This is a genomic window from Inhella gelatinilytica (genome assembly GCF_016093295.1).
GTDB classification, from domain to species: domain Bacteria; phylum Pseudomonadota; class Gammaproteobacteria; order Burkholderiales; family Burkholderiaceae_C; genus Inhella; species Inhella gelatinilytica.
The window spans coordinates 30,677-52,033 of sequence record NZ_JAEDAL010000002.1 but is presented as its reverse complement, the minus strand read 5'-3'; the positions used below and the strand labels follow the sequence as shown (position 1 = coordinate 52,033).

Sequence of the window (21,357 nt, the reverse complement as noted above, 5' to 3'; positions counted from 1 at the left end):
CACGGAGGGTCCTGCCCGAGCCGGCCTGCTCAGAGGCGATGGCTGCGGTCGCCGCGCACGAAACCCAAGGCATCGAACGCCTGCGCCTCGGGCGCCAGGGCGATGACTTTGAAGAGCTCACCCATCTCATGCTCGGTCAGCAGTTTCTGCGCCATGGCGCGGCCACGCAGGTCGGCCGCAGCCAGCAAGTCCCCCAGGCCGCAATTCAGCAGAAAGTGAGCTTGGGTGGTGTAGCCCAGCACGGTCAGCCCCACGTCCTGAGCCGCCAGGGCAATGCCGGTGAAGTTCACATGGGCGGTGATGTCCTTTTCGCCCACTTGGGTCAGCGGATCCGGATCGGCTTGGTGCAGGTGGTGGCACATCAAGGTGCCACCCTGGCGCGCGGGCAAGTAGTACTCCTGCTCGCCAAAGCCGTAGTCGATGAGAAACATCGCCCCACGCCGCCACGCCGCCCCCAAGGTGCGAACCCACGCTTCGGCCTGCGGGTGCACCTCGGTGACGGTGCCGGGCAGCCAGTCGTCACGGTCAAGGGGCGGACGCAGGTCCGTAGGACGGTCAGCCCAGGCAAAGCCATCCGGTGCCCCCGTCACGCCGCGCTCGGCCCAGGCCTCGCCGTCGAAATGCAGCAGTTTGACGGGCATGGCGTCCAGCACCTCGTTGCCGATCAGCACGCCTTCGACCGCCTCCGGCAGCGTGTCCCGCCACTGGACCTGGTCGCCAAAGCGCGCCAAGCGCTCCTGCTGGCGCCCGCGCAAGCTGCCTGACAGGTCGACGATGGTGTAGCGGCTCGGTACAGCGCCCAAGGCGGCCAGGGCGTCCAGCACGCTTTCAGCCAGCGCGCCGCTGCCCGCGCCGAACTCCCAGAGTTGGTCCACGCCGGTCGCGGCCATGGCCTGCGCCACTTGGCGAGCCAGGGCTTGGCCGAACAAAGGACTGAGCTCGGGGGCGGTCACAAAGTCACTGCCGCTTTGCGGTCCATGCCCGAAGGTGGGCCGCCCGCTGCTGTAATACCCCAGGCCCGGGGCGTACAGCGCCTCGGCCATGAAGGCGTCAAACGGGAGCCAGCCGCCCGCTTGGGCGATCCGCGCCCGCAGGCGCTGGGTCAAGTCATTCATCGCCATTCGCCGATTTCCCGCTCAGGGCATCCAAGGTGTCGGCGGCCCGGCACCAATCGGCCCAGGCCTTGGCTTTTTCCGCCGGGTTGCGCAGCAAGTAGGACGGGTGGTACGAGACCACCACCGGCACACCCAGGGGCCCAGGGTGCACGCGGCCGCGCAAGCTGCCCAGCGCCCCTTCCTGGCCCAAAAGGCTTTGCACCGCCACCCGTCCGAGCGCCACGATGATGCGCGGTTGCAGCAGTTCAATCTGGCGCAGCAGGTAGGGCCGGCACGCCGCCAGTTCTTCCGGCGTCGGGGTGCGGTTGCCCGGCGGGCGACATTTGACGGCGTTGGCGATGTAAACCCCGTCCTGCCCGGCTTCCGGGGCGCGGCTCAAGTTCAGTGCCGCCAGGATGGCGTCCAGCAGCTGCCCCGACGGCCCCACAAAGGGTTGGCCTTGCAGGTCCTCTTGCTCGCCCGGGCCCTCGCCCACGATCAACCAACGGGCCCCTTGCACGCCCGCGCCGGGCACGGCCTGACGGCGGCGCTCGCACAGGCCGCAGGCGCGGCAGGCGTGAATCGCGGCCTTCAGGCCCTCGGCGTCCAGACCCGCCAACTCGGGCACAGGCAGCGCGGGGTCAGGTGTTGGGTGCGTAAGGGGTTGGGGCTCCTGCACAGGCCGTGCAGGCAGCACATCTCTGGCCGGGACGAGACGAGGCGCCGCCACCGGCGCCGGCTGCGGGCGTTCGGTCGCCACGGGCTGGGTGGCAGGAGTCGGCGCCGCCATAGGCCGCGGCGATTCGCGCCCCTCCCGCAGCGTGGGCCACCAGTTCAGCCCCAGGGCGCCCAGCATGGCGCGCTGGCGCGCATCCCAGCGGGGTTCGGTCATGCCAGCGTCCCCCAATCCAGGCGCATCACCCGCGCGTCTTCCCGGGCGTTGTCGCCATCGGGGTAATAGCCCTTGCGCAGGCCCACGTCCCGGTAGCCCAGGCGCTGGTAGAGCGCGATGGCCCGGTCGTTGCTGAGCCGCACTTCCAAGAACATCTGCGTCACCCCCTGCGCCCGTTCCTGGGCATGCAGGGTTTGCAAAAAATCAGAGCCCAAACCCCGCCCCCAGTGCGCGCGGGCCACGGTGAGGTTGAGCAGGTGGCATTCGTCCAGCACGCGTTGCGCCACCAGATAGGCCAGCAGCTCGCCCGACAGCGGCTCACGCAAGCCCCACACCGTGTGACCGGCGGCGATGGAGTCGATGAAATTACCGCGCGTCCACGGGTGGGCGTAGGCCGCCTGCTCGATGCCCAGCACCTCGTCCAGGTCCGTGACCTGCAGGTCTTGGCGCACCAGGCGCCAGGCGGCGATGGCGCTCATGCCTTGAACCCCGCCGCGCTGCGCTCGGCCGTGGTCAGGGCGACCTTGTCGCGCACATAGAGCGGCAGGGCCAGCGCGGCATCGCGCCAGTCAGCCCGCGCCCAAGCCTGCACGGCCAAACCCACCAGCGCCTGGGCCCGGCTCACGCCGGGCGCCGCATCGAGCCCGGCGCCCGGCACCAGGGCCACGCCATTCCCGCAAACACCCGCCGGTGGGTGTTCCTGCCACGCGGCGGCCAGGGCCTCCGGCGTCCACAGCGCCGGCTCGGCTTCGGCCCGCCAGGCGCTCCCGTCCCAACCGTACGGGGCGGCGTAGAGCTCGCCCATGCGCGCATCCATCACCACCCAGCCGCGCTGCCAAGCGGCATCGGCCTGCCGGGCGGCCTCGGCCACCAGGGCCAGGCTGTCCAACTCCAGCACGGGGCACTCCCAGCCCAGAGCCAGGCCCTGCACCACCGCACACACCGCCCGCAAGCCGGTAAACGCGCCCGGGCCACGGCCATAGGCCAAACCCGCCAGATCCCCGCCCTGCAGGCCCGCCTCTTGCAGCAAGGCCATTGCCAGCGGAATGAGGGTGCTGGAGGCCTGGGCGCCGCCCGGTGCATCGCGCCACCAGCGGCGGCCGTCGGCATGCACCAGGGCCAGCGCCAACTGGTCGGTGGCCCCTTCGAGCGCCAGCACGGCACGGCCGGTGGCTTGGGGGGCAGAAAAAGCTGGGGTGTTCACCCCGGCAGTTTAGGTTCCCTACCATCACGCCCATGCGCGCTGCCTTCCTGCTCCTGGCCCTCGCCGGCTCCCTCACCCTGTCGCCCCCTGCCGGTGCGGCAGACCGTGCCGCCCTGCCCGCCGCCGTGCGCCAAGCGCTGAAAGAGGCCCAACTGCCACCCGAGGCCCTGTCCGTGTGGATCGCCCCGGCCGACGGTGGCCGGGTGCGCTGGGCCTGGAACGAAACCGTGGCGCGCAACCCCGCCTCGCTCACCAAGTTGGCGACCACCTTCGCCGCCCTGGAGCAACTCGGCCCCGCTTGGCGCTGGAAAACCCCGGTCTGGCTGAATGGCAAGCTCGATGCCGCCACCGGCGTGCTGCAGGGCGATGTGCTCATCCAAGGCCGAGGCGACCCCAGCCTCAACTTGGAGCGCCTGTGGTTGCTGGTGCGTCGCCTCCAGGCCCTGGGCGTGCGCGAGATCCAAGGCGATGTGCTGCTGGACAGCAGTGCCTTCGCGCCCGACCCCCAAAGCCCTGCGGATTTCGATGGCGAGCCCTGGCGCGCCGGCAATGTGCGCCCGGACGCCCTGCTCTTCAACCTCAAGGCCCACAGCCTGACCTTGCGCCCGGACCCCGCCGCGGGCGTGGTGCGCGGCACTTGGGACACGCCCGCCTGGCCCGCGCCCGAACCCGCCCCGCTGCGCGCCGGCCCCTGCACCGACGCCCGTGGCGCGCTCAAGGCCAATTGGGTTCATCGGATCCATGGGGTGGACGAGGCGCCGGGCCCGCTGCGCTTCACAGGCGCCTACCCCGCCAGCTGTGGCGAACAGGTCTGGCCGCTGGCCGACCCCGAACCCGCGCAAGCCAATGCCCGACTCTTCGACGCCCTGTGGCGCCAGAGTGGCGGCAAGCTCACCGGCTGGGTGCGCAATGCGGCGGCGGGGGCCGAGCTAACGGCCCGCGCCCCGGCCTTGGAGCACGCCTCGCCGCCCCTGGGCGAGGTGGTGCGCGACATCAACAAGTTCAGCAACAACCTGATGGCCGAACAGCTCTGGCTCACCCTCGCGCTGCAGTCCGGGGCCGCAACGCCCATCAGCGCACAGCAAGCCCGCGAACACCTGCACACCTGGTTGCGCCAGCGCCTGGAGTGGGACGCGCCGGGCTGGCAGCTCGAGAACGGCTCCGGCCTGGCCCGCGGCTCACGGCTCTCCGCCCAGCAGATCGGCCAGCTCTTGCAGGCCGCCTGGGCCAGCCCCGTGATGCCCGAATTCGTCGCCAGCCTGCCGCTGGCCGGCGAAGACGGCACGCTGCGCCGCAACCCCGAACGCTTCGGGCCCGTGCGCGCCCGCGCTCACCTCAAAACCGGCTCGCTGCGCGACGTCGTGGCCGTCGCCGGCTACATGCACGGTAAAAACGGCCAACGCTGGGTGGTGGTGGCCCTCATCCAGCACGACCGCGCCCAGAGCGGACGCGGGGTCTTGGATGCGGTGCTGCGGGGGCTGGGGTAGTCGGCCCCGGTTCGGGGGCATCAAAGAAAACGCCGCTTGAAAAGCGGCGTTTGGCTGATCCTGGCGCCCGCACCGGGCGCTCCCGTCAGAACGGGTTGTTCAGCGCGCGGGTCACGGCTGCGTTGGCGATCTGCTGCTGGCCGCCGGCACCGAGGTGCAGCGCGTCTGCCCACAGCCAGTTCTTGCCCACGGCTTCGGCGACAAGGGTGGATGGGGTGCAGTTGGGCAGCGCCGTGGCACACGCGACGTGGGTCACGTTGTCGTACCCGTAGAACGAGGCAAATTTGACGATTTGCGTGATGGTTTCATCGGCGAGCACCAGGCCAATCAGACGACCGTCTTCGATCAGACCCATGCGCAACCCGAGGTTGAACGCCTTGGCCATCTCCTGAAGCAGGGTGCCGCGGTCGGCGCTGGCGGCCGTCTCGGCCAGACCTTGGGGCGTGGTGCTGGGGTCCAGCACGGTCAGCACCAGGATGCGACCGTTCAGGTTGGCCAGGCGGTTGACCTGCTCGGCCAAGGCCTTACCGCGGGCTTGCGCCTGGGTCGTCAGCTCCGCAGCCGTTTTTGCCGGGTATTGCAGGTACAACTCGATCAGGTCGTGGAAACCGCCCTGGACAGTGATCAGGTCCTTGGGGCCGACGGCGCCAGCGGCCAGTTGGGCATCAATTTGCGCTTTGACATCCGCCACCTTGGCGCCCGCTTGCCCCCGCAAGGTGACCGCCACGGCCAGGCTGCTGGGGTTGCACTGGCTCATGCCCAGCTTGAACTGGGTGGCCAAGGTTTGAATCCACATGGGGTTCAGGGCGCAATCCACCGCGCCCGTCCCGTCGGTTTTCAACCCGTTGATGCCGTAGCGCTTGCCATCGGCCGTCAGCACGCTGAACTCGTCGCCGAAGCTGAGCAACCGCGTGGGCGCGAAGGGCTCCACCTGGCTGCGGCCTCCACCACAGGCGGCCAGCACAGCCAAGCTCAAAACCGCGAGGCCGCGGCGCAAAGGAACCCAATTCATCGTCAATGCTCCAGTCATCATTCGGCTTCTCACCCGGCCGCTGCGGCCCGACGCAACCGGTCCAGCACGCCGGCCCATCGGGGGTCATCGGCCGGCGGGGCCTCGACCCAGATTTCCTGCGCGCCGGCATCATCCAAGGCGCGCAAGGTGGCAAACAGGTGCTGGGCGGCGGTATCGGGGTCGGCCGGGAAGGCCGCCCACGGGCCCGCGGCCCAAGGGGTGCGGGAATATACCGTCAGGCCAGCGGGGTGCGGCCCGGACAGGGCGCGCTGCAAATCGGCCCCCGCCCACAGTCGCACCCGGGCGCGCGGCGCATAGTGCGCCTCCAGCGTGCCGGACGCCTTGGGCGCCTGGGCGTCGGGCGCGACCAAGGGCTCGCCCAACACCGCCTCAATCTGCGCGGCATCCACCATGCCGGGGCGCAACAGCACGGGCCGTCCCCGGCTGCAGTCCACGATGGTCGACTCGATGCCCACGCCGCACGCGCCGCCATCCACCACCGGCACCGTGCCGTCGAACTCTTGCAGCACATGGGCCGCCGTGGTGGGGCTGACACGGCCGAAACGGTTGGCGCTGGGCGCCGCAAGCCCGGGCACACCCAAGGCCACCGCCGCTTCCAGCACGGCGTGGAAGTGCGGGTGGGCTGGGCAGCGCAATCCCACGGTGGCCTGCCCCCCAGCCGCCGCCTGGGCCACACCGGCGCGGCGCGGCACGATGACGGTGAGCGGCCCCGGCCAGAACGCGGCCGTGAGCTGTTGCGCCAGCGCCGGCCACTCGCCCGCAAAGTGCTGTGCCGCCGCGGCATCGGCCACGTGCACGATCAAGGGGTGATCCGAGGGCCGCCCCTTGGCCGCGAAGATTTGGGCCACGGCCGCGTCATCGTCCGCTCGCGCGGCCAAGCCATACACGGTCTCGGTGGGCAGGGCGACGATGCCACCGGCCGCCAATCGCACGGCCGCTTCGTGGGGGGTGAGGGTCAAACCAAACCGTCCTCGGGCAAGCCCAGTACACGCGCCGCCGCCAGGGCCTGCCCGCGGGCTTCCCAAGCCGTGGGCGCGGTCACCGTCAGGTGGCCCATCTTGCGGCCCGGGCGCGGGTCGGCCTTGCCATACAGGTGCAGGTGCATGCCCTCCAGCCGCAGCACAGCAGCCCAGTTCGGCTCGCGGCGGTGGCCCTGGGCGTCAAACCACAGGTCCCCCAGCAGGTTCAGCATCACGCAGGCGCTGTGCAGGCGCGGCTCGGGCAGCGGCAACTGGGCCATGGCCCGGACCTGCAACTCGAACTGCGAATGCGAGCAGGCATCGATGCTGTAGTGCCCACTGTTGTGGGGGCGCGGCGCCATCTCATTGGCGAGCAGGCGGCCATCTTCCAGCACGAAAAACTCCACGCACAGCACGCCCACGTAGCCGAACTCGGCCGCCAGGGACTGGGCGAACTGCTGGGCTTGGGCCTGAAGCTCCGCCGCAATGCCCTGGGCCGGCACCGCGGTGGTGGCCAGAATGCCGTTCACATGCCAGTTGCGCTGCACGGGCAGGGTGACCATTTGCCCGTCCACGCCCCGGGAAACGATGACACTCAACTCGGCGGCCAGCGGCAGCCGCTGCTCCAGCACGCAGGTCACCCCGCCCAGTTCGGCGAAGGCGGCCGCCAGTTCCGCCGCGTCATTCACCCGGCGCTGGCCCTTGCCGTCATAGCCCATGCGGGCCGTCTTCAGGATGCCGGGCAGCAAGGCCGGATCCACCCCCGCGCAGTCGGCCGCGCCGCGCAACACAGCGTGCGGCGCGCAGGGCACGCCGGCTTTCTGGAAGTGGGCTTTCTCAGCCGCACGGTCCTGGCACACGGCCACGGCGATGGCCGCCGGCGCCACGTCGATGTCTTGCGCCAAACGCGACAGCGCCGCCGCCGGCACGTTTTCAAACTCGGTGCTGGCCGCCGCGCAGCGCGAGGCCAACTGCGTCAGGGCGCCGGCGTCGTCGTAGCCCGCTTGCAGGTGTTCGTCGGCGGCTGCGCCCGCCGGGCTGTGACGGTCTGGGTCCAAGACCGCCACGCGGTAGCCCAGGGCCTGGGCGGCGTGCACGGCCATGCGGCCCAACTGGCCGCCGCCCAGCATGCCCAGCCACTCGCCGGGGTGCAAAGGGTTCAGGGTCGGGGCGCTCATGTCAGCTCCTGGGTCATGGCCCGCGCAGCTTCGGTTTGCCGGGCGCGGAAGGCGTTGAGCTTGTCCAACAACTCGGGCTGCTCGCCAGCCAGCATGGCCACCGCGAACAAGGCGGCATTCGCCGCGCCCGCCGCGCCAATGGCAAACGTCGCCACCGGAATGCCCTTGGGCATTTGCACGATGGAATGCAAGCTGTCTACCCCCTGCAGGTGACGGCTGGCGACCGGCACGCCCAAAACCGGCACCGGCGTCTTGGCCGCCAGCATGCCAGGCAAGTGGGCCGCCCCGCCCGCACCCGCGATGATGGCGCGCAGGCCCCGTCCGACCGCGCCCTCCGCATAGCGGAACATGTCGTCCGGCATGCGGTGGGCGGAAACCACCTGCGCTTCAAACGGAATGCCGAACTCAGTCAGAATGTCGGCGGCGGCCTTCAGGGTGTCCCAGTCACTGCTGGAGCCCATCACCACGCCGACCAGGGGTTTTGCGCTCATGGCGCTCCTTGCAGGGGACGTCGAAAGACTTGAATTTTAGGCACTCCCCCTCACCTGCCCCACCTTCTGACCTCGCCTGCCGTCCAGCCCGACCATGATCGACATCTCCCTCGAAAACTTCGAAACCGAATTGATTGGCGCCAGCATGGCTGCGCCCGTGCTGCTGGACATCTGGGCCCCCTGGTGCGGCCCCTGCAAGGCGCTGGGCCCCATCCTGGAAAAGCTGGAGACCGAGTACGCCGGCCGCTTCACGCTGGCCAAGCTCAACAGCGACGAGCAACCCGAGATCGCCGGTCAGTTGAGTGCCGCCTTTGGCGTGCGCTCCATCCCGTTCTGCGTGATGTTCGTCGGCGGCCAGCCCGTCGACGGCTTCGTGGGCGCCCTGCCCGAAAGCCAAATCCGCAGCTTCCTGGACAAACACGTGCCCGGCGAGGGCGCGCTGGCTGCCGAAGTGGAAGTGGCCCAGGCCGAGGCCTTGCTCGACGAAGGCGCCACCGACGACGCCCTGGCGCACCTGATGGCTGCCGTGCAGGCCGACCCCAAGAATGAGGGGGCGCGGTTTGACTGGGTCAAGGCCCTGATTGAGGCCGGGCGCTGGATGGATGCCGAAGCCGCCTTCGAGCCCGTCGCCGCGCAAGCCTTCGACCCCATCACCCCGCACACCCGCTTTGCCGCGCTCGGGGCCTGGCTGGCCGCCGGCCGCGCGGCAGCGAGCAGCCCTGCGACCGCGCAACTCGAAGCCGCCATCGCCGCCAACCGCCGCGACTTCGACGCCCGCTTCGCCCTGGCCCAGCAGCATTTCGCGGCCGGGCGCCTGGTGGACGCGCTCGACGCCCTGCTGGAAATCGTGATGCGCGACAAAGAGTGGAACGGCCAGCTGGCGCGCAAGACCTACGTCGCCATCCTCGAAGTGATGACCAAACCCCAAGCCAAGCCCGCCGCAGGCAAGGGCACGGCTGACAGCAAGCTGCAACTCACCGGCCACGCCGCCACCGTGCCCAGCGACCCGGTGCTGGACCAATACCGGCGCAAGCTGTCGATGGCCTTGTTCTGAACGCCACCGCCCCAACAAAAAACCGCGCATCTGCGCGGTTTTTTGTTTGTCGGCCCGTTCAGAGCCCAGCGAGCCTCAAGCCCAGCCACACCGGCAGCCCCCCAAACAGCGCCAGGAGGCCCAGGCGCTCCAGGGCCAGGCGGGCGGGCTGGGCCCAGGCGGGGCGGAGGTGGGCAGTGAGCCAGGCGGCGCCTTCGATGCCCACACGCAGGGTGGCTGCAAAGGCCGTGACGCCCCAGATCCAGGCGGCCCACCACAGGGCAAAGGCCAGGGTGTAAGCCCGCAGGCCGTAGCTGTGAAACTCCCCCAGCCAGGCGCCATAGGCGATGTGTTGGTGCAGCAAAAAGGCGGGGATGGCCAGCCCCAGCGGCAGCAACGCAAAGCGCAGGGCCGGCGATGCCAGCCCCCCAGGCGGCCATGCGGCGCGGGCCGCCTCAAAGGGGGCCTGCGCGGGCGCGAGATTGAGCGCAGGCTCCGCGTCGAGAGCGGCTGCCGCCCCCTGCCCGGCCAAGTGCCACGCCGGGCCAGCGCGCCAGTGCAGCGTCTGGCCGCTGAGGGGCAAGGGCCAGCGCCAGCGTGTCATGCCCGCCAAGTCGCTGAGAGGCCGTTCCAGCTGGTGCGTTCCCCGGCTCAACTGGAGCCGGGGTTCGGCCGCCGCGCCCTCCCTGGAACCCCAGCGCAGGCGCGCGCCAAAAGCTGCGAGCAGGCACAGCGCCACCGCCTCGGGCAGCACCACGGCCGCCACGAAAGCCCGCAGCTGGCCCCAGCTGTTGGCGCGGAAAGCCTCGTCCGTCAGCCACGCGGCTGCCAAGACCAACACGGCCACGCGGGCAAGGGTGCGCAGCGCCAGGGTGAGCCCCCAAGCCCAGGTGGGCAGCACGGCGACCTTGACGCCAGCGGCCGTCATCGCCCCGGCGGTGGCCGGGGTCACGGGGCGAACCAAGCGCCGCAGCAGGGGCCCCGCCGCCAACAGCAGCAGGCCGGCGAGCGCCGTCGGGCCCACCCAGTCACCCCAGCGCACCATCAGCGTGGGAACGGGCTGCGGCACGGGCAAGCTGCCCACCACCAGGGCCCGTTCGTTCATGCCGGTGCCGGCCCGCACCGTGCCAGTGGCGTCAATCAGGCCACTGAAGCCGTTGGTGGTGACACGGAACTGCGGCAGCCGGGTCTCGATGCTGCGAAAGGCCGCCACGGCTTGGTGCAGTTCGGCGCCTTGCGGCACGCGGCTGAACCAGCTGTCGTTGGACATCGTGAGCAGGGCCTGCACGCCCAGGCGGGCGGCCGCGATGGCGAGGCTGGGGTCCACGTCGTCGCGGCAAATCAAGGCTTGCACCGGCACTTCGCGCCCGTCGCGCAAGCGCAGGGGCAAGGGGCGCGGGCCATTGCCCGGCTGCCAAGTGCCCAGCCAGGGCAGCAGGCCCCGCAGGGTGGGGCCGTCCAGCCAGGGCGGTACATATTCGGTCAGGGGGAACGGCCGGGTCTTGCGATAAAAGCCCAGCAGGCCGCGACCGGGCTCTACAAAGGCGGCAGCGTTGTACTCGCCCTCGCGGTCACGGTCGTAGGTGCCGAACACAAAAGGTACGCCCGCCGCGTTGACGATGGAGACGATCTCGCGGTCCAACTCCGCCCCGGCCTCGCTCTTGGGCTGGGCGAAGGTGGTGGGGTAGACGGTCTCGCTCCACAGCACGGCGTCGGCCCGCTGGCGCTCGACCGCGTCGTGGCTCATGGCGTAGTGCGTGTCCAGCACCTCGCGCACCACGGCATACGCGCCTTGCGCGCGGCGGCGCGCCTCCAGGTCGGTGATGTTGGCTTGCACCAGACCGATGCGCAGCTGGGGCTGATCGGCCTCGGCGGGCCGCCCCGCCAGCGTGGCCGCGCCATAGATCGCCAGCAAGAGCGGAATGGCCCCGGCCACCGCCAGGGGAAAGCCCCAAGCCCGCGCCCCAGCCCGGCGGCGTTGCCAGGCCGCGGCCAGCGCCTCGTTCAGGCCCAAGGCGAGCAGGCTCAGGCCCGCCACGCCGCCCAAGTCGGCCGCTTGCCGCAGCCACAGCGAGGGGTACAGGCCGTGGCCCAAGCTGTCACCCAGCATCTTGGGCCAGGCCCACTCGCACGCCACCCAGGCACCGGCCGCTGCCAGGGCCGCCACGCCGGCGCCGTGGTGGCGCTGCACGGCCTGCCGCACCAGGGCATAGGCCAAGATTTGGGGCTGGAACACCGGCGCGAGCAGGAGCAGCAGCGCCAGGCCCCAGCCCGCACCGATTTGCGTGTACTGCCCAATGGCCACGCCAAACCAGGAAAACGCTGCAGCCGTGTACACCACCGCCACCGCCCAGGCCGCGAGCCCCGTGGCCCGCCAACCGGCGTGGCGCTGCAGCAGCAGCACGGCCGGCACCCAGCCGACCCCCAGGAGCGGCCAGGCCAAGCCCCCCTGAGCACACAGGCCGAGCAGCACGGCCAGGGCAGCGAGCAAGCCCAGGTCGGGGAGGCGGGAGAGCAGGCGTTCGCGCCAGGTGCGCGCAGGCGTCGTCGTCATCGGAGTCACGGCCGGACTGGGGGCAAGGGCGGGGGAATCACGATGCGCCGCAGGGGCAACCCGGGCGGGGCGGATTCGGGCGGGACCACGCGGTCCGGCGGCAACGGGAGGGGGCGCCCCCAGGCATCGACCGGCTGAAAGTCCGGCGCATAGCGCAGGATGGCCTCGACCGCTTGGCCGTCATCGGTGGTTTGGTGGTGGCGGACGTAGCCGGGCGGCAGCGGGAAGTCCGGCGGCACTGCCAGCCCCACCAAGATGGGCTTGGTGCCTGGGGGGTTGAAAGCCGCCAGGCCGGTGCGAACCCCCGCGGCGCGCAGCCGCTGAATGACCTCGCCCATCGTGGGCTCCTCGCCCGGGCGCAGGGGGCCGACCACATCGGCCAGGTCACGATCGGTGCGATCCGGAGCGGGGGCCGTGGGCAGCGCCGGCCCCAGGGGACGGCTCGAAGCGGCCGAGGCCATCGGGGCTGCCGCGAGGGGCCCCGCGGCCTGGGACGGCCCGGGACGGGGCGGCGGGGCCTCCGTGGGCGGGTCGGGTTCCGCCCACCCCAACCAGACCGCCGCCACGGCGCCGGCCACGGCCAGCGCCAGCCAGCCCCAGGCCGGACGCCCCAGCATGCTCAGGGCGTGGCCGGGTTGTAGGTGGAAATGCGCCAGCCCATGCGCTCATGACCGAGCTGGTTCCAGATCGGGTTCTTGCCCGACGTGAAGCTGATGTAGCGCGCCGCGCCCGTGCCCGTGGTGCCACCAAACAAGCCCGCCGTCACGGTGCCGCCGTTGTAGGTGGGGTGCACGTCGTCCGACTGGATGTAGTCGTAGCTGCTGCTGGCCGACAGCATCTTGGTGTTGGCGTCGCGCAGCGTGGACTTGAGGGTCGAGGTCAGCCGGGTGACGTAGTTCAGCTCGGTTTCGCCGCTTTGGTAGCGCAGGCCATCGGCATCAACCAAGCCGTCGCCATTGCTGTCGTAGTCCGCGCCCATGTACTCGGCAAAGTTGTCGGCGCACTTGAAGCCCTTCAGGCGCGCGTATTCGCACATCCAGTAGTTCATCTTGGCCAGGTAGGGCAAGAACTTGTCGCGCAGGTTCACCGTGGCGCCCGTGGTGGCGTCTTTGCAGCTGCTTTGCACGTTGTCCGCAGCGTAGCCCGGGTAGTAGACGTTGCTGATGACCTTGAGCTTCACGCCGGCATAGGCATTGGCGTTGATGTAGTCCATCGCCTTGGCGACGTTGGTCTTGCAATTGGCCAGCGCCGTGTCCATGACGCCGTAATTGCAGGTGCCCGTCTGGTCCTTGAAGGCCGTGCGCGCTTGCAGGCCGTCGTTGCCGCACATCTCAAAGGTCACCACGCGGGTGTTGGTGGCCTGCATGTAACTGCGCTCGGCCACGATTTTGTTGGCGTAGACATCGGACGCCACGGCGCCAGACTTGGTACGGCGCACGCTCTCGATGTCAGCATTCCACAGGGCCGACAGGTATTCGGCGTCGACCGTCGGGGCCGAGTACTTCGCGGCGCTGGTGGTGGAACCGTTGTAACCGGCGTAAATGGAGTCGCCATAGGCCACGACCCGGTACTTGGCCGTGGTGCCGGCGCGGTCGATCGTCCAGGAGACGTTTTGGTTCAAGGTGCTGGCCAGCGCTGGGCCGGTCACCACCAAGCCCAGCAAAACGGGCAAAACACGGCGCCAAACGCGATTCATGCGAGTCATCGTCAAGGTCCTCAGGGGGTTGGAAAACCGGCCGCGCTGACCTCAACAAGCTTCAGCGCCTCGGATCACCGCCTGGAACCAATGCCGATTCCGCATGACCCGATGAAATTGGATGTAACGCTATCGCAAAGCCATTCGAACGAAGGGAGCAAATTCCCGCATCGGGAAAACCCGCCGCTGCATCGCAGGGTCGGTTCAACGCCCGTGTTTACTGGGCGTCCGGCAGCGAGTGGGGCGCCAGCGCGGCCCGCCAGCGCGCTTGCAGCGTGCGCCATTCCGACCAGGCACTTGTCGCTTTTTCGCACTGGGCCTGCGCCAGTTCGCTGAGCCCCAGTTGCCCATAGACCTGGGCCACCCGAGCGTGGGTGCACCCACGGTCATCCGCATGGCAGTGCGGGCCGATTTCCAGCAGGGCTTGATCCGCTTGGGCGCGGGCCATCGTGGGGTCACCCAAATTGACCGCACACCAGGCCCAGTCGGCGCGCAGCGCCGGACTCAAGCGCCCCAAGGAGAGGCGCTGCGTGTCGTCCAGGTTGTGGGGCATCAACACCATGGCCTCGGCGAAACGTCCCGCCGACACCAGCATCTGCGCCCGCGCCAGGGGTGTGAGCTCGCGCAAACCGGCCACGCCCATGGCTTGATCGAAGTGCGAGACGGAATCGACCGCCGCCAACGGCACCGGGGCTTCGCTGCGCCCTTCCGCCAATTCGGCTTCGCGCACACAGGCCACACGCAGCGTCGCACTGTTGTACATGAGGGCGGAAATCAGGGCATCGTCCCCGCAGGCCGCGGCAAAGCTGCGGGCCCGGGTGTACCAGGGCTGCGCGGTTTCATACCCTTGGTCCACGCCACGCGCCAAGTGCCAAGCCTGACCCACCACCATGTGCAAACGCGCCAGGGCGGGGCCATGCTCGGGCGCCCCCAACGCCAGGCAGCGCTGAATGGCGTCGGCGGCGTCTTCGGGCCGGTGGTCGGCGAAGGCCAGGTGCGCCAGAAAGGCCAGGGCCTCAACCCGCACCTCCAGACACTCGGCCGCGCGGCCTTGCTCTTCCGCCCGCACCAGCCACCCCACGGCCCCCATGTCGTACTGCGTGTAGTAGGCCACTTGGGATTCGGCCCAGCACAACCAAGCAGAGAGCCGCGCATTGGGGCTGGCAAACGCCACTTGGTGCAGTGACGTGAGTTCGGAGCGGGCGCTGTCCTGCTGGCCCAGGCGAGCCAAAAGGCCCGCCCGCCGGGCCCGCAGGCAATGGGCCCTTAGGTGCTGGTGCTCGCGCTGCGCCACGGCCAAGTCCTGCTCCAGCTTGCGCAGCAGGCGGGAATTGGAGCCGGACAGCTTGATCATCAGGCGGTCAGGCGCTCCAGGGCCTTGCGATAGGTGGCCGCGGTCTGTTCAATGACCTCGGGCGGCAAGGCAGGTGCGGGGGCGGTTTTGCCCCAGGGCTGGGCCTCCAGCCAGTCGCGCACGAATTGCTTGTCGTAGGAGGGCGGGTTGGCCCCCACCGCGTAGCCCTCCACCGGCCAGTAGCGCGACGAATCCGGCGTCAGCACCTCGTCCATCAAGGTCAAGGTGCCCTCGGCATCCAGGCCGAACTCGAACTTGGTGTCGGCAATGATGATGCCCTGGGTCAGGGCGTAGGCCGCGGCCCGCTGGTACAGCTCGATGGACACCGCGCGCACGCGCTCCGCCATCTCGCGGCCAATCAGCGCCACGCAGCGCTCGAAATCGATGTTCTCGTCGTGATCGCCCATCTCAGCTTTGGTGGCGGGCGTGAAGATGGGTTCGGGCAGTTTGGAGGCGTTCTGCAAGCCGGCCGGCAGGGCCACGCCGCATACCGATTGCGTGGCCTGGTACTCCTTCCACCCTGATCCGGCCAAGTAGCCGCGCACCACCGCCTCGATGGGCAGGGGCTTCAAGCGCTTGACCAGCATGGTGCGGTCCCGCACCTGTTCAACCTCATCCGGCGCGACGACCGACAGCGGGTCCTCGCCCGTCAAGTGGTTGGGCACCACGTCCTTGAGTTTTTCGAACCAGAACAAGGCCATCTGGGTGAGCAGCGCGCCCTTGCCCGGGATGGGTTCCCCCATCACGACATCAAAGGCCGAGAGGCGATCACTGGCCACCATCAGGATGCGGTCTTCGCCCACTGCGTAGTTCTCCCGCACTTTGCCGCGGGCCAACAGGGGCAGGGAGTGCAGGGAAGACTGGTACAGGGCTGCGGACATGGCAAGACAAGTGCGGTGCAAAGACCGCTATTGTCACAGCCCGGCCAGGCTTTCGACGAAGCGAGGCTTGGCGCGGTACTCCAGCCGCAGCCAAGCCAGCCACAGGCGGCCGGCCTCGTGGGGCATCACCGCCAAGGCCGCCCGAACGGTCTGCAGCGCTGCCGCATAGGGCGTCTTGGCGCCCAACATTTGACGCGCCAACACGCTCTTGAACAGGGTGGCGGCGGACTCAGCCGATGACGCCGGCAGGGCGCGGGCCAAGCGCAACAGTGCCGAGATGGGCACGGGTGCACCGGTCTGCAACCAGGCCCAGGCCCGATCGAACTCCGCCTCGTCGGTCCAGATCTCCACCAGCAAACCCGCCAAGCCTTCGGCCAGGAAGGCGCTTCGCTGGGCGGCGTGCAAATCCATCAGGCGCTGCCACAGGCCCGCGCGGAACGCCTGCGGGTCACGCCCGCAGCGTTGGGCGGCCTGCACCAGGGCGTGGTACTCGGCGTTGGCTGGGTGGTCTTCGAAGTCACGTTGGCGCAAAGCGAGCGCTTCATCGTCCCACCCGTCACGCTCATAGGCGGCGATCAGCAGCCCGCGCAGCCGGCGATCGTCGGGGTGGGCCTTGCAGGCGGCCTCCGCGGCCTGCAGGGCTTCGCGCGCCTGACCGAGCTCCACGAAGGCCTCGATCAGCCGCACATGGTCGTACGGCCGCTCCAGCCGCTGACGCAACACCCGCAGACGCTCCGCACCGTCGCCCAGGGCCCTCAGCAGGCGCAAGTAATCGTCTTGCGGCCCCCAACCCGTAGACCGCTCGCCGGACGGCTCGGCCCGGCTGGCCTCCCACGCGGCAGCAAATTGCGTGCGCAGCTTGGCGGCCGGCAACGGGCCGGCGGCGGCCAGTGCTTGATCCAGGGGCAGATAGCCGCACTCGTCCACGCGGTAGAGCTTGATCAGGCGCTCGGCAAAGCTCGCGGGTTGGGGCCCCAGCTGCTTGAGCGCCTGAAGCCAGAGTTGCCCCACCTCGGTGATGAGTCCTTGTATTTCGCCATTGGAGTCGTCGGCCGTTTCCAGGAGCTTCCACAATTTGAGCCACGCGTGTTCAGCCGCCCCCAGGGCCAGCGCCGGGTCGGCGTCCGTCCAGCCGGCCAGCAGGCCCAGCACGCTTTCGGCCTTGCGCACGTAGGCGCTGACGCGACGCCATTCGTAAAGATCCCGCGGCGCCGTCAGCACGCTGGTCACGAGCTTCTTGGCCTGAGCCAAATCCTCCACGGGCGTGCTGCTGCGCTGCCACAGCTGCAGCTCGCGCTTGAGTTCGGGCACTTTGGCGGCCCAGGCCAGCAGACGCTCGGCCAGGGCGGGTGCACCTTGAGCGCGCACGAACACGGCCCAGTCGGGTTCGTCCGGTGGCCCGGGGTTCGCGGCGCTGGCGGCTTCGGGCGCCGTCGGGCTCGTCAAAGCCTCCCCACTCAGCGCCTGGCGCCAGACCAGGGCCAGCGCGGCTTGGTGCTTGCAGGCCTCGCCGCCGGCCGCATGCGGGCAGTCGCAATCCCCGCGCAAGGCGCCGCCGGGGCTGTGCGTCAGGTGGGTGCGGTAGAGCGAGCCCCCTTGGACGCGCCCCTGCGCTGCACTCAGGCTGCCTTGTTGGGACCATTCAAACTCGCGCACCTTGGGCGTCAGCGCGGCCCCCCGCTCCAAGATGTGCGGCGCCCAGTGGCGCAGCAGCCCAGCGTCGCTCAGCGCTTCCAGCAGCGCCTGGGTCTGGGCCTGCATCAGGCCAGTGCGCCGAGCACGCCCAAAATCACCACGCCCACCAGCAGCACGAGCAAGTGCAGCATCAGCAGCGCACTGGCCCGCAACACCGTGGCCCACCACGCCCCGCCGTAAACCCGCTGGAGCGCCAGCAGGGGGTAGGCATTGGCCCAGAACAAGGCCGCCAGACCAAACAACCAACCCGGCAGTTGAGCCAGCAGCAGCACGCCGTACCACGCCGCGTGCAGGTGCAGGGCAAACACAAAGTGGGTGCCAAAGGGCTGGCGTCGGCTGCGGTACAGCAGCGCCAGCAGGCCGGCATAAAACGGCAGGCTGCACAGCACGGCATAGGGCGCCAGGGCCAGCATGCGCGCGCCCACCCGCTTGAGCTCGGCCTCGGTGTCCGCTTTGAAACGGGTCCGCGAACGCTCCAGCGCCCCCGCCAGCGCGGGCGGCAGTTGACGCACAAAGAGATCGAACTGCTCGTCGTCGCTCGGGCCCTCGGTCGACGGTTCGCGTCGGCGCTGATCCGTCGCCCCTTCAGCCTGCGCTTGGGCTTTGGCCTGCGCCAGCACTTCTCCGACCCCCTGCGGCAGCTCAACCGTCGCGGCGCGCGCGGGCGGCTTGACCTGAATCAGCGAATCGTCGCCCGGCACCAATTTGAGGGCGATAAAGAACACCAGGCCCAGGGTCAGCACCAGGCGCAAGGGCAGCACGTAGCGCTGTTTGCGCCCAGCCAAATACTCCAGCGTCAAGAACCCTGGGCGCGCCATCAAGGCCCAGAGCGACTTCCACAACTTGCCCTCGAAGGCCACGTAGTGCAGCAGGAACTCGTGCACAAACTCCCACAACGAGGGCGGGTGATTGGCCGTGTCCTGCCCACACTGCGAGCAGAACTTGTCCCAGGCCGCGAGGCGGTGGCCGCAGTTGGGACAGGCCGTCTGCATTGAAGCTGACACTGGGCACTCCGAGGGAATGTCAAAACCGGGATGGTACGGGCGCAAAAAAGGCGCCCGGTGGGGCGCCCGGTTGCGGACCCACCGGGGTGGGTCCGGGTCGAGTTAGCGCACCACCTGAGCCAACTCGCCCTTGGCGTAGGCGGCGGCCATGTCAACCAGCGTGCGATTGGCCTGAGCCCGGCCCTGGCCTTCGCATCCGAACTCCAGGTAGCGCTGCTTGCAGATGGCCTGGGCGGCCGCCCGGGCGGGTTTGAGCCACTCACGGGCGTCGAACTTGTCCGGGTTTTCGAACATGAACTTGCGGGCGGCACCCGTCATCGCCAAGCGGATGTCGGTGTCGATGTTGATCTTGCGCACGCCGTGTTTGATGGCCTCTTGGATCTCCTCGACCGGCACGCCATAGGTTTCCTTCATCTGACCGCCGTACTGGTTGATGATGGCCAGCAACTCCTGCGGCACCGACGAGGAGCCGTGCATCACCAAGTGGGTGTTGGGAATGCGGGCGTGGATCTCCTTCACGCGGCTGATGGCCAGGATGTCTCCGGTGGGCTTGCGGCTGAATTTGTAGGCACCATGGCTGGTGCCAATGGCGATGGCCAGGGCATCCAGCTGCGTGGCCTTGACGAATTGAGCGGCTTCCTCCGGGTCGGTCAGCATCTGGGCATGGCTGAGCTTGCCTTCGGCGCCGATGCCGTCTTCTTCGCCGGCGTCGCCGGTTTCAAGGTTGCCCAGGCAGCCGAGCTCGCCCTCAACCGAGACACCGACCTGGTGCGCCATCTCAACCACGGTGCGTGTGACGTTGACGTTGTAGTCAAAGTCAGCCGGGGTCTTGCCGTCCTCGCGCAGCGAGCCGTCCATCATGACCGAGCCAAAGCCCAGGTCGATGGCGCCCTGGCAAACCTTGGGGCTGGTGCCGTGATCCTGGTGCATGACCAGCGGAATGTGCGGATAGGCCTCGGTGGCGGCTTGGATCAAGTGCTTGATAAAGCTTTCACCCGCATATTTGCGCGCTCCCGCGCTGGCTTGCAGGATGACTGGGGCCCCGACCTCGTCGGCGGCCATCATCACAGCCTGGACCTGCTCCAGATTGTTGACGTTGAAGGCGGGAATGCCATAGCCGTGCTCGGCGGCGTGGTCGAGCAGCTGGCGCATCGAAACGAGAGGCATGGGTGGGTCCTGAGAGTGTGAAAACCGGGGCGCGCGGACTTGGTAACCGCGCCGTAACTGGCTCCGATTCTAAAAGCCCGCCCACCGAGCAACTCCTCCAAACGAAGGGGTGACTTCGTATCCACTTGCGCTTTTGCGCAATGTTTATTTATCATTCGACGCTCGTTTATCACCCTTCTTGATCAGGAGACTCCATGCCGCAATTCACGTCCCCGCGCCCAGCGCTGAATTTGAAGCCCCGCAACCCCTGGGTGGCCCCGGCCGCCCGGCGCAAAGCCGGCGCGCACCAGCCCGCCGCCCCCCGACAGACGGACCGCCGCGAACTGGCGCGCCAATTGCGCGAGTTCTGGACACCCCCTCGAAGCACCTGAATCGCTGCTCAGCAGCCGGAGAAACCCATGCACACCCTCGCCCTCAGCGCCCGCGCCAGTGGCCGCTCCCTCCCCCGTCAGCTCCTGATCCACACCCTGCACGCGGCCAGCCGCCGCTTGGATGGATTGGCCGCACGCTTAGCCCGTCCCCTGCCCGTTGAAGCGGCTCCCACCGGAGCCCTGGAATACCGGGTGGACCCCCGCACGGGGCACGGTGTGCTTTTTGAGGACGGATTGCGCCGTTTCACCTTCTTGCAAGGTCTCGAACGCCTGTAATCCGCACCGCGGGCGCCTAAAAGCGCCCGAATGTCACAGCGCCCCCCTTGTCGAAGAACATGGCGGGGCGCTGCCCTTTATCATCCGGCGACCTGCCGCTTCAAGGTTCGCCCGATGGATCTCCCGGATCGACGCCTGCTGGAACGCCCGCTCGGCAGTTTGAGCGCTTGGGCACAGCACTTTGCTTCGCAAGAAATTCCCGTCCTGGCCAGCAGCGCGGAGGCCTTGGAGCAACTCCGCGCCGATGAAGACAACGTCGACGCCCATTCGATTGGCGAAACCTTCTCGCACGACCCCCTGATGTGCCTGAAGGTGCTGGTGGCCGCGGCCAGCTTGGGGCGGGAGCGGCGCAACGCCGATGCCGAAACCATCACCAGCGCGGTGGTGCTGATGGGCATCACCCCGTTCTTCGCCAACTTTCCTCCTCAGCCCACGGTGGAGGCCTGGTTCGCCGATCAGCCCAGCGCACTGGAAGGGGCCATGGACGTGCTCCATCGCTCGGAACGCTCCGCCCGGTTCGCCCTGGCGTTTGCCGCCCACCGCATGGACCAAGATGCGCAGGTGATTCACACCGCCGCCTTGCTGCATGACTTTGCCGAGGTGCTGCTGTGGTTCCACGCCCCGACGCTGGCCAGTGAAATTCGACGCCTGCAAACGGCGGATCCGACCCTGCGCAGCGTCAAAGCCCAGAAACAAGTGCTGGGTATCGAACTCTCTCTGCTCGAACAGGCGCTGATGAAACTGTGGCACCTGCCACCGCTTTTGGCCCACATCACCGACGACCGGTGTGAGTCCGACCCTCAGGTGCAAACGGTGCGCTTAGCCGTGCGCCTGGCCCGCCACAGCGCTCGAGGCTGGGACAACCCAGCCATTCCCGATGACGTCAAAGACATCGGACAGCTGCTGAACCTGGCGTCCACGCCCACGCTGCGCTTGCTGCAGGACATTGCCGGGGCCCCGCCCACTGTGCGCGAGGGATGAACGGTGG

Annotated in this window: 21 protein-coding genes; 5 read left to right on the top strand and 16 right to left on the bottom strand. The window is 69.0% G+C overall.

The annotated features are described in order from the left end of the window. Nucleotides 1–29 precede the first annotated feature (29 nt). From I7X43_RS05145 to tsaB, 4 genes are read right to left on the bottom strand one after another with little or no spacing between them, the layout of a single operon-like run. A complete protein-coding gene (locus tag I7X43_RS05145; RefSeq protein ID WP_246480206.1) occupies nucleotides 30–1,115 on the bottom strand; it encodes a class I SAM-dependent methyltransferase in 1,086 nt (361 codons plus the stop codon). Further along, nucleotides 1,108–1,986, bottom strand: a complete 879-nt coding sequence (locus I7X43_RS05140; protein ID WP_198099858.1) for a uracil-DNA glycosylase — start codon at nucleotides 1,984–1,986, stop codon at nucleotides 1,108–1,110. Before I7X43_RS05140 ends, I7X43_RS05145 begins: the two co-directional genes overlap by 8 nt. After that, a complete protein-coding gene (rimI, locus tag I7X43_RS05135) occupies nucleotides 1,983–2,465 on the bottom strand; it encodes a ribosomal protein S18-alanine N-acetyltransferase (protein ID WP_198099857.1) in 483 nt (160 codons plus the stop codon). Before rimI ends, I7X43_RS05140 begins: the two co-directional genes overlap by 4 nt. Then, complete coding sequence (gene tsaB / locus I7X43_RS05130) at nucleotides 2,462–3,190, bottom strand: tRNA (adenosine(37)-N6)-threonylcarbamoyltransferase complex dimerization subunit type 1 TsaB (protein WP_198099856.1); 729 nt, start codon at nucleotides 3,188–3,190, stop codon at nucleotides 2,462–2,464. The genes rimI and tsaB overlap by 4 nt, the downstream gene beginning before the upstream one ends. 32 nt (nucleotides 3,191–3,222) lie before the next feature. Here tsaB and dacB point away from each other — a divergent pair, with 32 nt between their 5' ends. Continuing rightward, nucleotides 3,223–4,677, top strand: a complete 1,455-nt coding sequence (gene dacB / locus I7X43_RS05125; RefSeq protein ID WP_198099855.1) for a D-alanyl-D-alanine carboxypeptidase/D-alanyl-D-alanine endopeptidase — start codon at nucleotides 3,223–3,225, stop codon at nucleotides 4,675–4,677. A gap of 85 nt (nucleotides 4,678–4,762) precedes the next feature. On the opposite strand, the gene I7X43_RS05120 is transcribed toward dacB, so the two are convergent. Genes I7X43_RS05120 through purE form a run of 4 tightly spaced genes read right to left on the bottom strand, consistent with a single transcriptional unit; the run spans nucleotide 4,763 to nucleotide 8,338 of the window. After that, the gene (locus tag I7X43_RS05120) at nucleotides 4,763–5,689 is read right to left on the bottom strand and encodes an esterase (RefSeq protein WP_198099854.1); all 927 of its coding nucleotides are present in this window, start codon (nucleotides 5,687–5,689) and stop codon (nucleotides 4,763–4,765) included. A gap of 29 nt (nucleotides 5,690–5,718) precedes the next feature. Continuing rightward, a complete protein-coding gene (locus I7X43_RS05115; RefSeq protein ID WP_198099853.1) occupies nucleotides 5,719–6,669 on the bottom strand; it encodes an L-threonylcarbamoyladenylate synthase in 951 nt (316 codons plus the stop codon). Then, nucleotides 6,666–7,847, bottom strand: a complete 1,182-nt coding sequence (locus I7X43_RS05110) for a 5-(carboxyamino)imidazole ribonucleotide synthase (protein ID WP_198099852.1) — start codon at nucleotides 7,845–7,847, stop codon at nucleotides 6,666–6,668. The genes I7X43_RS05115 and I7X43_RS05110 overlap by 4 nt, the downstream gene beginning before the upstream one ends. Continuing rightward, nucleotides 7,844–8,338: a 5-(carboxyamino)imidazole ribonucleotide mutase gene (gene purE, locus I7X43_RS05105; RefSeq protein ID WP_198099851.1), complete on the bottom strand. Its 495-nt coding sequence runs from the start codon at nucleotides 8,336–8,338 to the stop codon at nucleotides 7,844–7,846. Before purE ends, I7X43_RS05110 begins: the two co-directional genes overlap by 4 nt. A 94-nt stretch (nucleotides 8,339–8,432) precedes the next feature. Between purE and I7X43_RS05100 the strand changes: the two genes are divergently transcribed. Then, on the top strand, nucleotides 8,433–9,392 hold the full coding sequence (locus tag I7X43_RS05100) for a tetratricopeptide repeat protein (protein WP_198099850.1): 960 nt from the start codon (nucleotides 8,433–8,435) through the stop codon (nucleotides 9,390–9,392). 58 nt (nucleotides 9,393–9,450) lie between these two features. Here I7X43_RS05100 and lnt read toward each other — a convergent pair whose 3' ends face one another. The 8 genes from lnt to fba all read right to left on the bottom strand — a co-directional run bounded on the left by lnt (nucleotide 9,451) and on the right by fba (nucleotide 19,722). Further along, a complete protein-coding gene (lnt, locus tag I7X43_RS05095; protein WP_198099849.1) occupies nucleotides 9,451–11,925 on the bottom strand; it encodes an apolipoprotein N-acyltransferase in 2,475 nt (824 codons plus the stop codon). A gap of 5 nt (nucleotides 11,926–11,930) precedes the next feature. Then, nucleotides 11,931–12,542 (bottom strand): hypothetical protein, encoded by a 612-nt coding sequence (locus I7X43_RS05090; RefSeq protein WP_198099848.1) that lies wholly within the window; start codon nucleotides 12,540–12,542, stop codon nucleotides 11,931–11,933. A 2-nt stretch (nucleotides 12,543–12,544) separates the two neighbouring features. Then, complete coding sequence (locus I7X43_RS05085; RefSeq protein WP_246480205.1) at nucleotides 12,545–13,621, bottom strand: SGNH/GDSL hydrolase family protein; 1,077 nt, start codon at nucleotides 13,619–13,621, stop codon at nucleotides 12,545–12,547. Between the two features lie 217 nt (nucleotides 13,622–13,838). Further along, the gene (locus I7X43_RS05080) at nucleotides 13,839–14,975 is read right to left on the bottom strand and encodes a tetratricopeptide repeat protein (protein WP_198099846.1); all 1,137 of its coding nucleotides are present in this window, start codon (nucleotides 14,973–14,975) and stop codon (nucleotides 13,839–13,841) included. Next, the gene (locus I7X43_RS05075; RefSeq protein ID WP_198099845.1) at nucleotides 14,975–15,856 is read right to left on the bottom strand and encodes a phosphoribosylaminoimidazolesuccinocarboxamide synthase; all 882 of its coding nucleotides are present in this window, start codon (nucleotides 15,854–15,856) and stop codon (nucleotides 14,975–14,977) included. The genes I7X43_RS05080 and I7X43_RS05075 overlap by 1 nt, the downstream gene beginning before the upstream one ends. 33 nt (nucleotides 15,857–15,889) lie before the next feature. Next, nucleotides 15,890–17,617 carry an SWIM zinc finger family protein gene (locus tag I7X43_RS05070; protein ID WP_198099844.1) on the bottom strand — a complete coding sequence of 576 codons (1,728 nt, stop codon included), beginning with the start codon at nucleotides 17,615–17,617 and terminating at the stop codon, nucleotides 15,890–15,892. Beyond that, nucleotides 17,617–18,555: a DUF3667 domain-containing protein gene (locus I7X43_RS05065; RefSeq protein WP_198099843.1), complete on the bottom strand. Its 939-nt coding sequence runs from the start codon at nucleotides 18,553–18,555 to the stop codon at nucleotides 17,617–17,619. The genes I7X43_RS05070 and I7X43_RS05065 overlap by 1 nt, the downstream gene beginning before the upstream one ends. Nucleotides 18,556–18,657: 102 nt before the next feature. Beyond that, the gene (fba, locus tag I7X43_RS05060; protein WP_198099842.1) at nucleotides 18,658–19,722 is read right to left on the bottom strand and encodes a class II fructose-bisphosphate aldolase; all 1,065 of its coding nucleotides are present in this window, start codon (nucleotides 19,720–19,722) and stop codon (nucleotides 18,658–18,660) included. A gap of 194 nt (nucleotides 19,723–19,916) precedes the next feature. Between fba and I7X43_RS05055 the strand changes: the two genes are divergently transcribed. From I7X43_RS05055 to I7X43_RS05045, 3 genes are all read left to right on the top strand, one after another. Continuing rightward, a complete protein-coding gene (locus I7X43_RS05055) occupies nucleotides 19,917–20,093 on the top strand; it encodes a hypothetical protein (protein WP_198099841.1) in 177 nt (58 codons plus the stop codon). Nucleotides 20,094–20,120: 27 nt separating this feature from the next. Continuing rightward, nucleotides 20,121–20,369: a hypothetical protein gene (locus I7X43_RS05050; protein WP_198099840.1), complete on the top strand. Its 249-nt coding sequence runs from the start codon at nucleotides 20,121–20,123 to the stop codon at nucleotides 20,367–20,369. A 114-nt stretch (nucleotides 20,370–20,483) separates the two neighbouring features. Beyond that, entirely contained in the window at nucleotides 20,484–21,350 is an 867-nt protein-coding gene (locus I7X43_RS05045; protein WP_198099839.1) for an HDOD domain-containing protein, read from the top strand. Nucleotides 21,351–21,357 lie beyond the last annotated feature (7 nt).

Excerpts from the sequence above, each read along its gene's own strand:
- I7X43_RS05145 (WP_246480206.1), bottom strand. The coding sequence starts at position 1,115 with ATGAATGACTTGACCCAGCGCCTGCGGGCGCGGATCGCCCAAGCGGGC.
- I7X43_RS05140 (WP_198099858.1), bottom strand. The coding sequence starts at position 1,986 with ATGACCGAACCCCGCTGGGATGCGCGCCAGCGCGCCATGCTGGGCGCC.
- rimI (WP_198099857.1), bottom strand. The coding sequence starts at position 2,465 with ATGAGCGCCATCGCCGCCTGGCGCCTGGTGCGCCAAGACCTGCAGGTC.
- dacB (WP_198099855.1), top strand. The coding sequence starts at position 3,223 with ATGCGCGCTGCCTTCCTGCTCCTGGCCCTCGCCGGCTCCCTCACCCTG.
- I7X43_RS05120 (WP_198099854.1), bottom strand. The coding sequence starts at position 5,689 with ATGAATTGGGTTCCTTTGCGCCGCGGCCTCGCGGTTTTGAGCTTGGCT.
- I7X43_RS05110 (WP_198099852.1), bottom strand. The coding sequence starts at position 7,847 with ATGAGCGCCCCGACCCTGAACCCTTTGCACCCCGGCGAGTGGCTGGGC.
- purE (WP_198099851.1), bottom strand. The coding sequence starts at position 8,338 with ATGAGCGCAAAACCCCTGGTCGGCGTGGTGATGGGCTCCAGCAGTGAC.
- I7X43_RS05100 (WP_198099850.1), top strand. The coding sequence starts at position 8,433 with ATGATCGACATCTCCCTCGAAAACTTCGAAACCGAATTGATTGGCGCC.
- lnt (WP_198099849.1), bottom strand. The coding sequence starts at position 11,925 with ATGACGACGACGCCTGCGCGCACCTGGCGCGAACGCCTGCTCTCCCGC.
- I7X43_RS05090 (WP_198099848.1), bottom strand. The coding sequence starts at position 12,542 with ATGCTGGGGCGTCCGGCCTGGGGCTGGCTGGCGCTGGCCGTGGCCGGC.
- I7X43_RS05085 (WP_246480205.1), bottom strand. The coding sequence starts at position 13,621 with ATGAATCGCGTTTGGCGCCGTGTTTTGCCCGTTTTGCTGGGCTTGGTG.
- I7X43_RS05080 (WP_198099846.1), bottom strand. The coding sequence starts at position 14,975 with ATGATCAAGCTGTCCGGCTCCAATTCCCGCCTGCTGCGCAAGCTGGAG.
- I7X43_RS05075 (WP_198099845.1), bottom strand. The coding sequence starts at position 15,856 with ATGTCCGCAGCCCTGTACCAGTCTTCCCTGCACTCCCTGCCCCTGTTG.
- I7X43_RS05070 (WP_198099844.1), bottom strand. The coding sequence starts at position 17,617 with ATGCAGGCCCAGACCCAGGCGCTGCTGGAAGCGCTGAGCGACGCTGGG.
- fba (WP_198099842.1), bottom strand. The coding sequence starts at position 19,722 with ATGCCTCTCGTTTCGATGCGCCAGCTGCTCGACCACGCCGCCGAGCAC.
- I7X43_RS05055 (WP_198099841.1), top strand. The coding sequence starts at position 19,917 with ATGCCGCAATTCACGTCCCCGCGCCCAGCGCTGAATTTGAAGCCCCGC.
- I7X43_RS05050 (WP_198099840.1), top strand. The coding sequence starts at position 20,121 with ATGCACACCCTCGCCCTCAGCGCCCGCGCCAGTGGCCGCTCCCTCCCC.
- I7X43_RS05045 (WP_198099839.1), top strand. The coding sequence starts at position 20,484 with ATGGATCTCCCGGATCGACGCCTGCTGGAACGCCCGCTCGGCAGTTTG.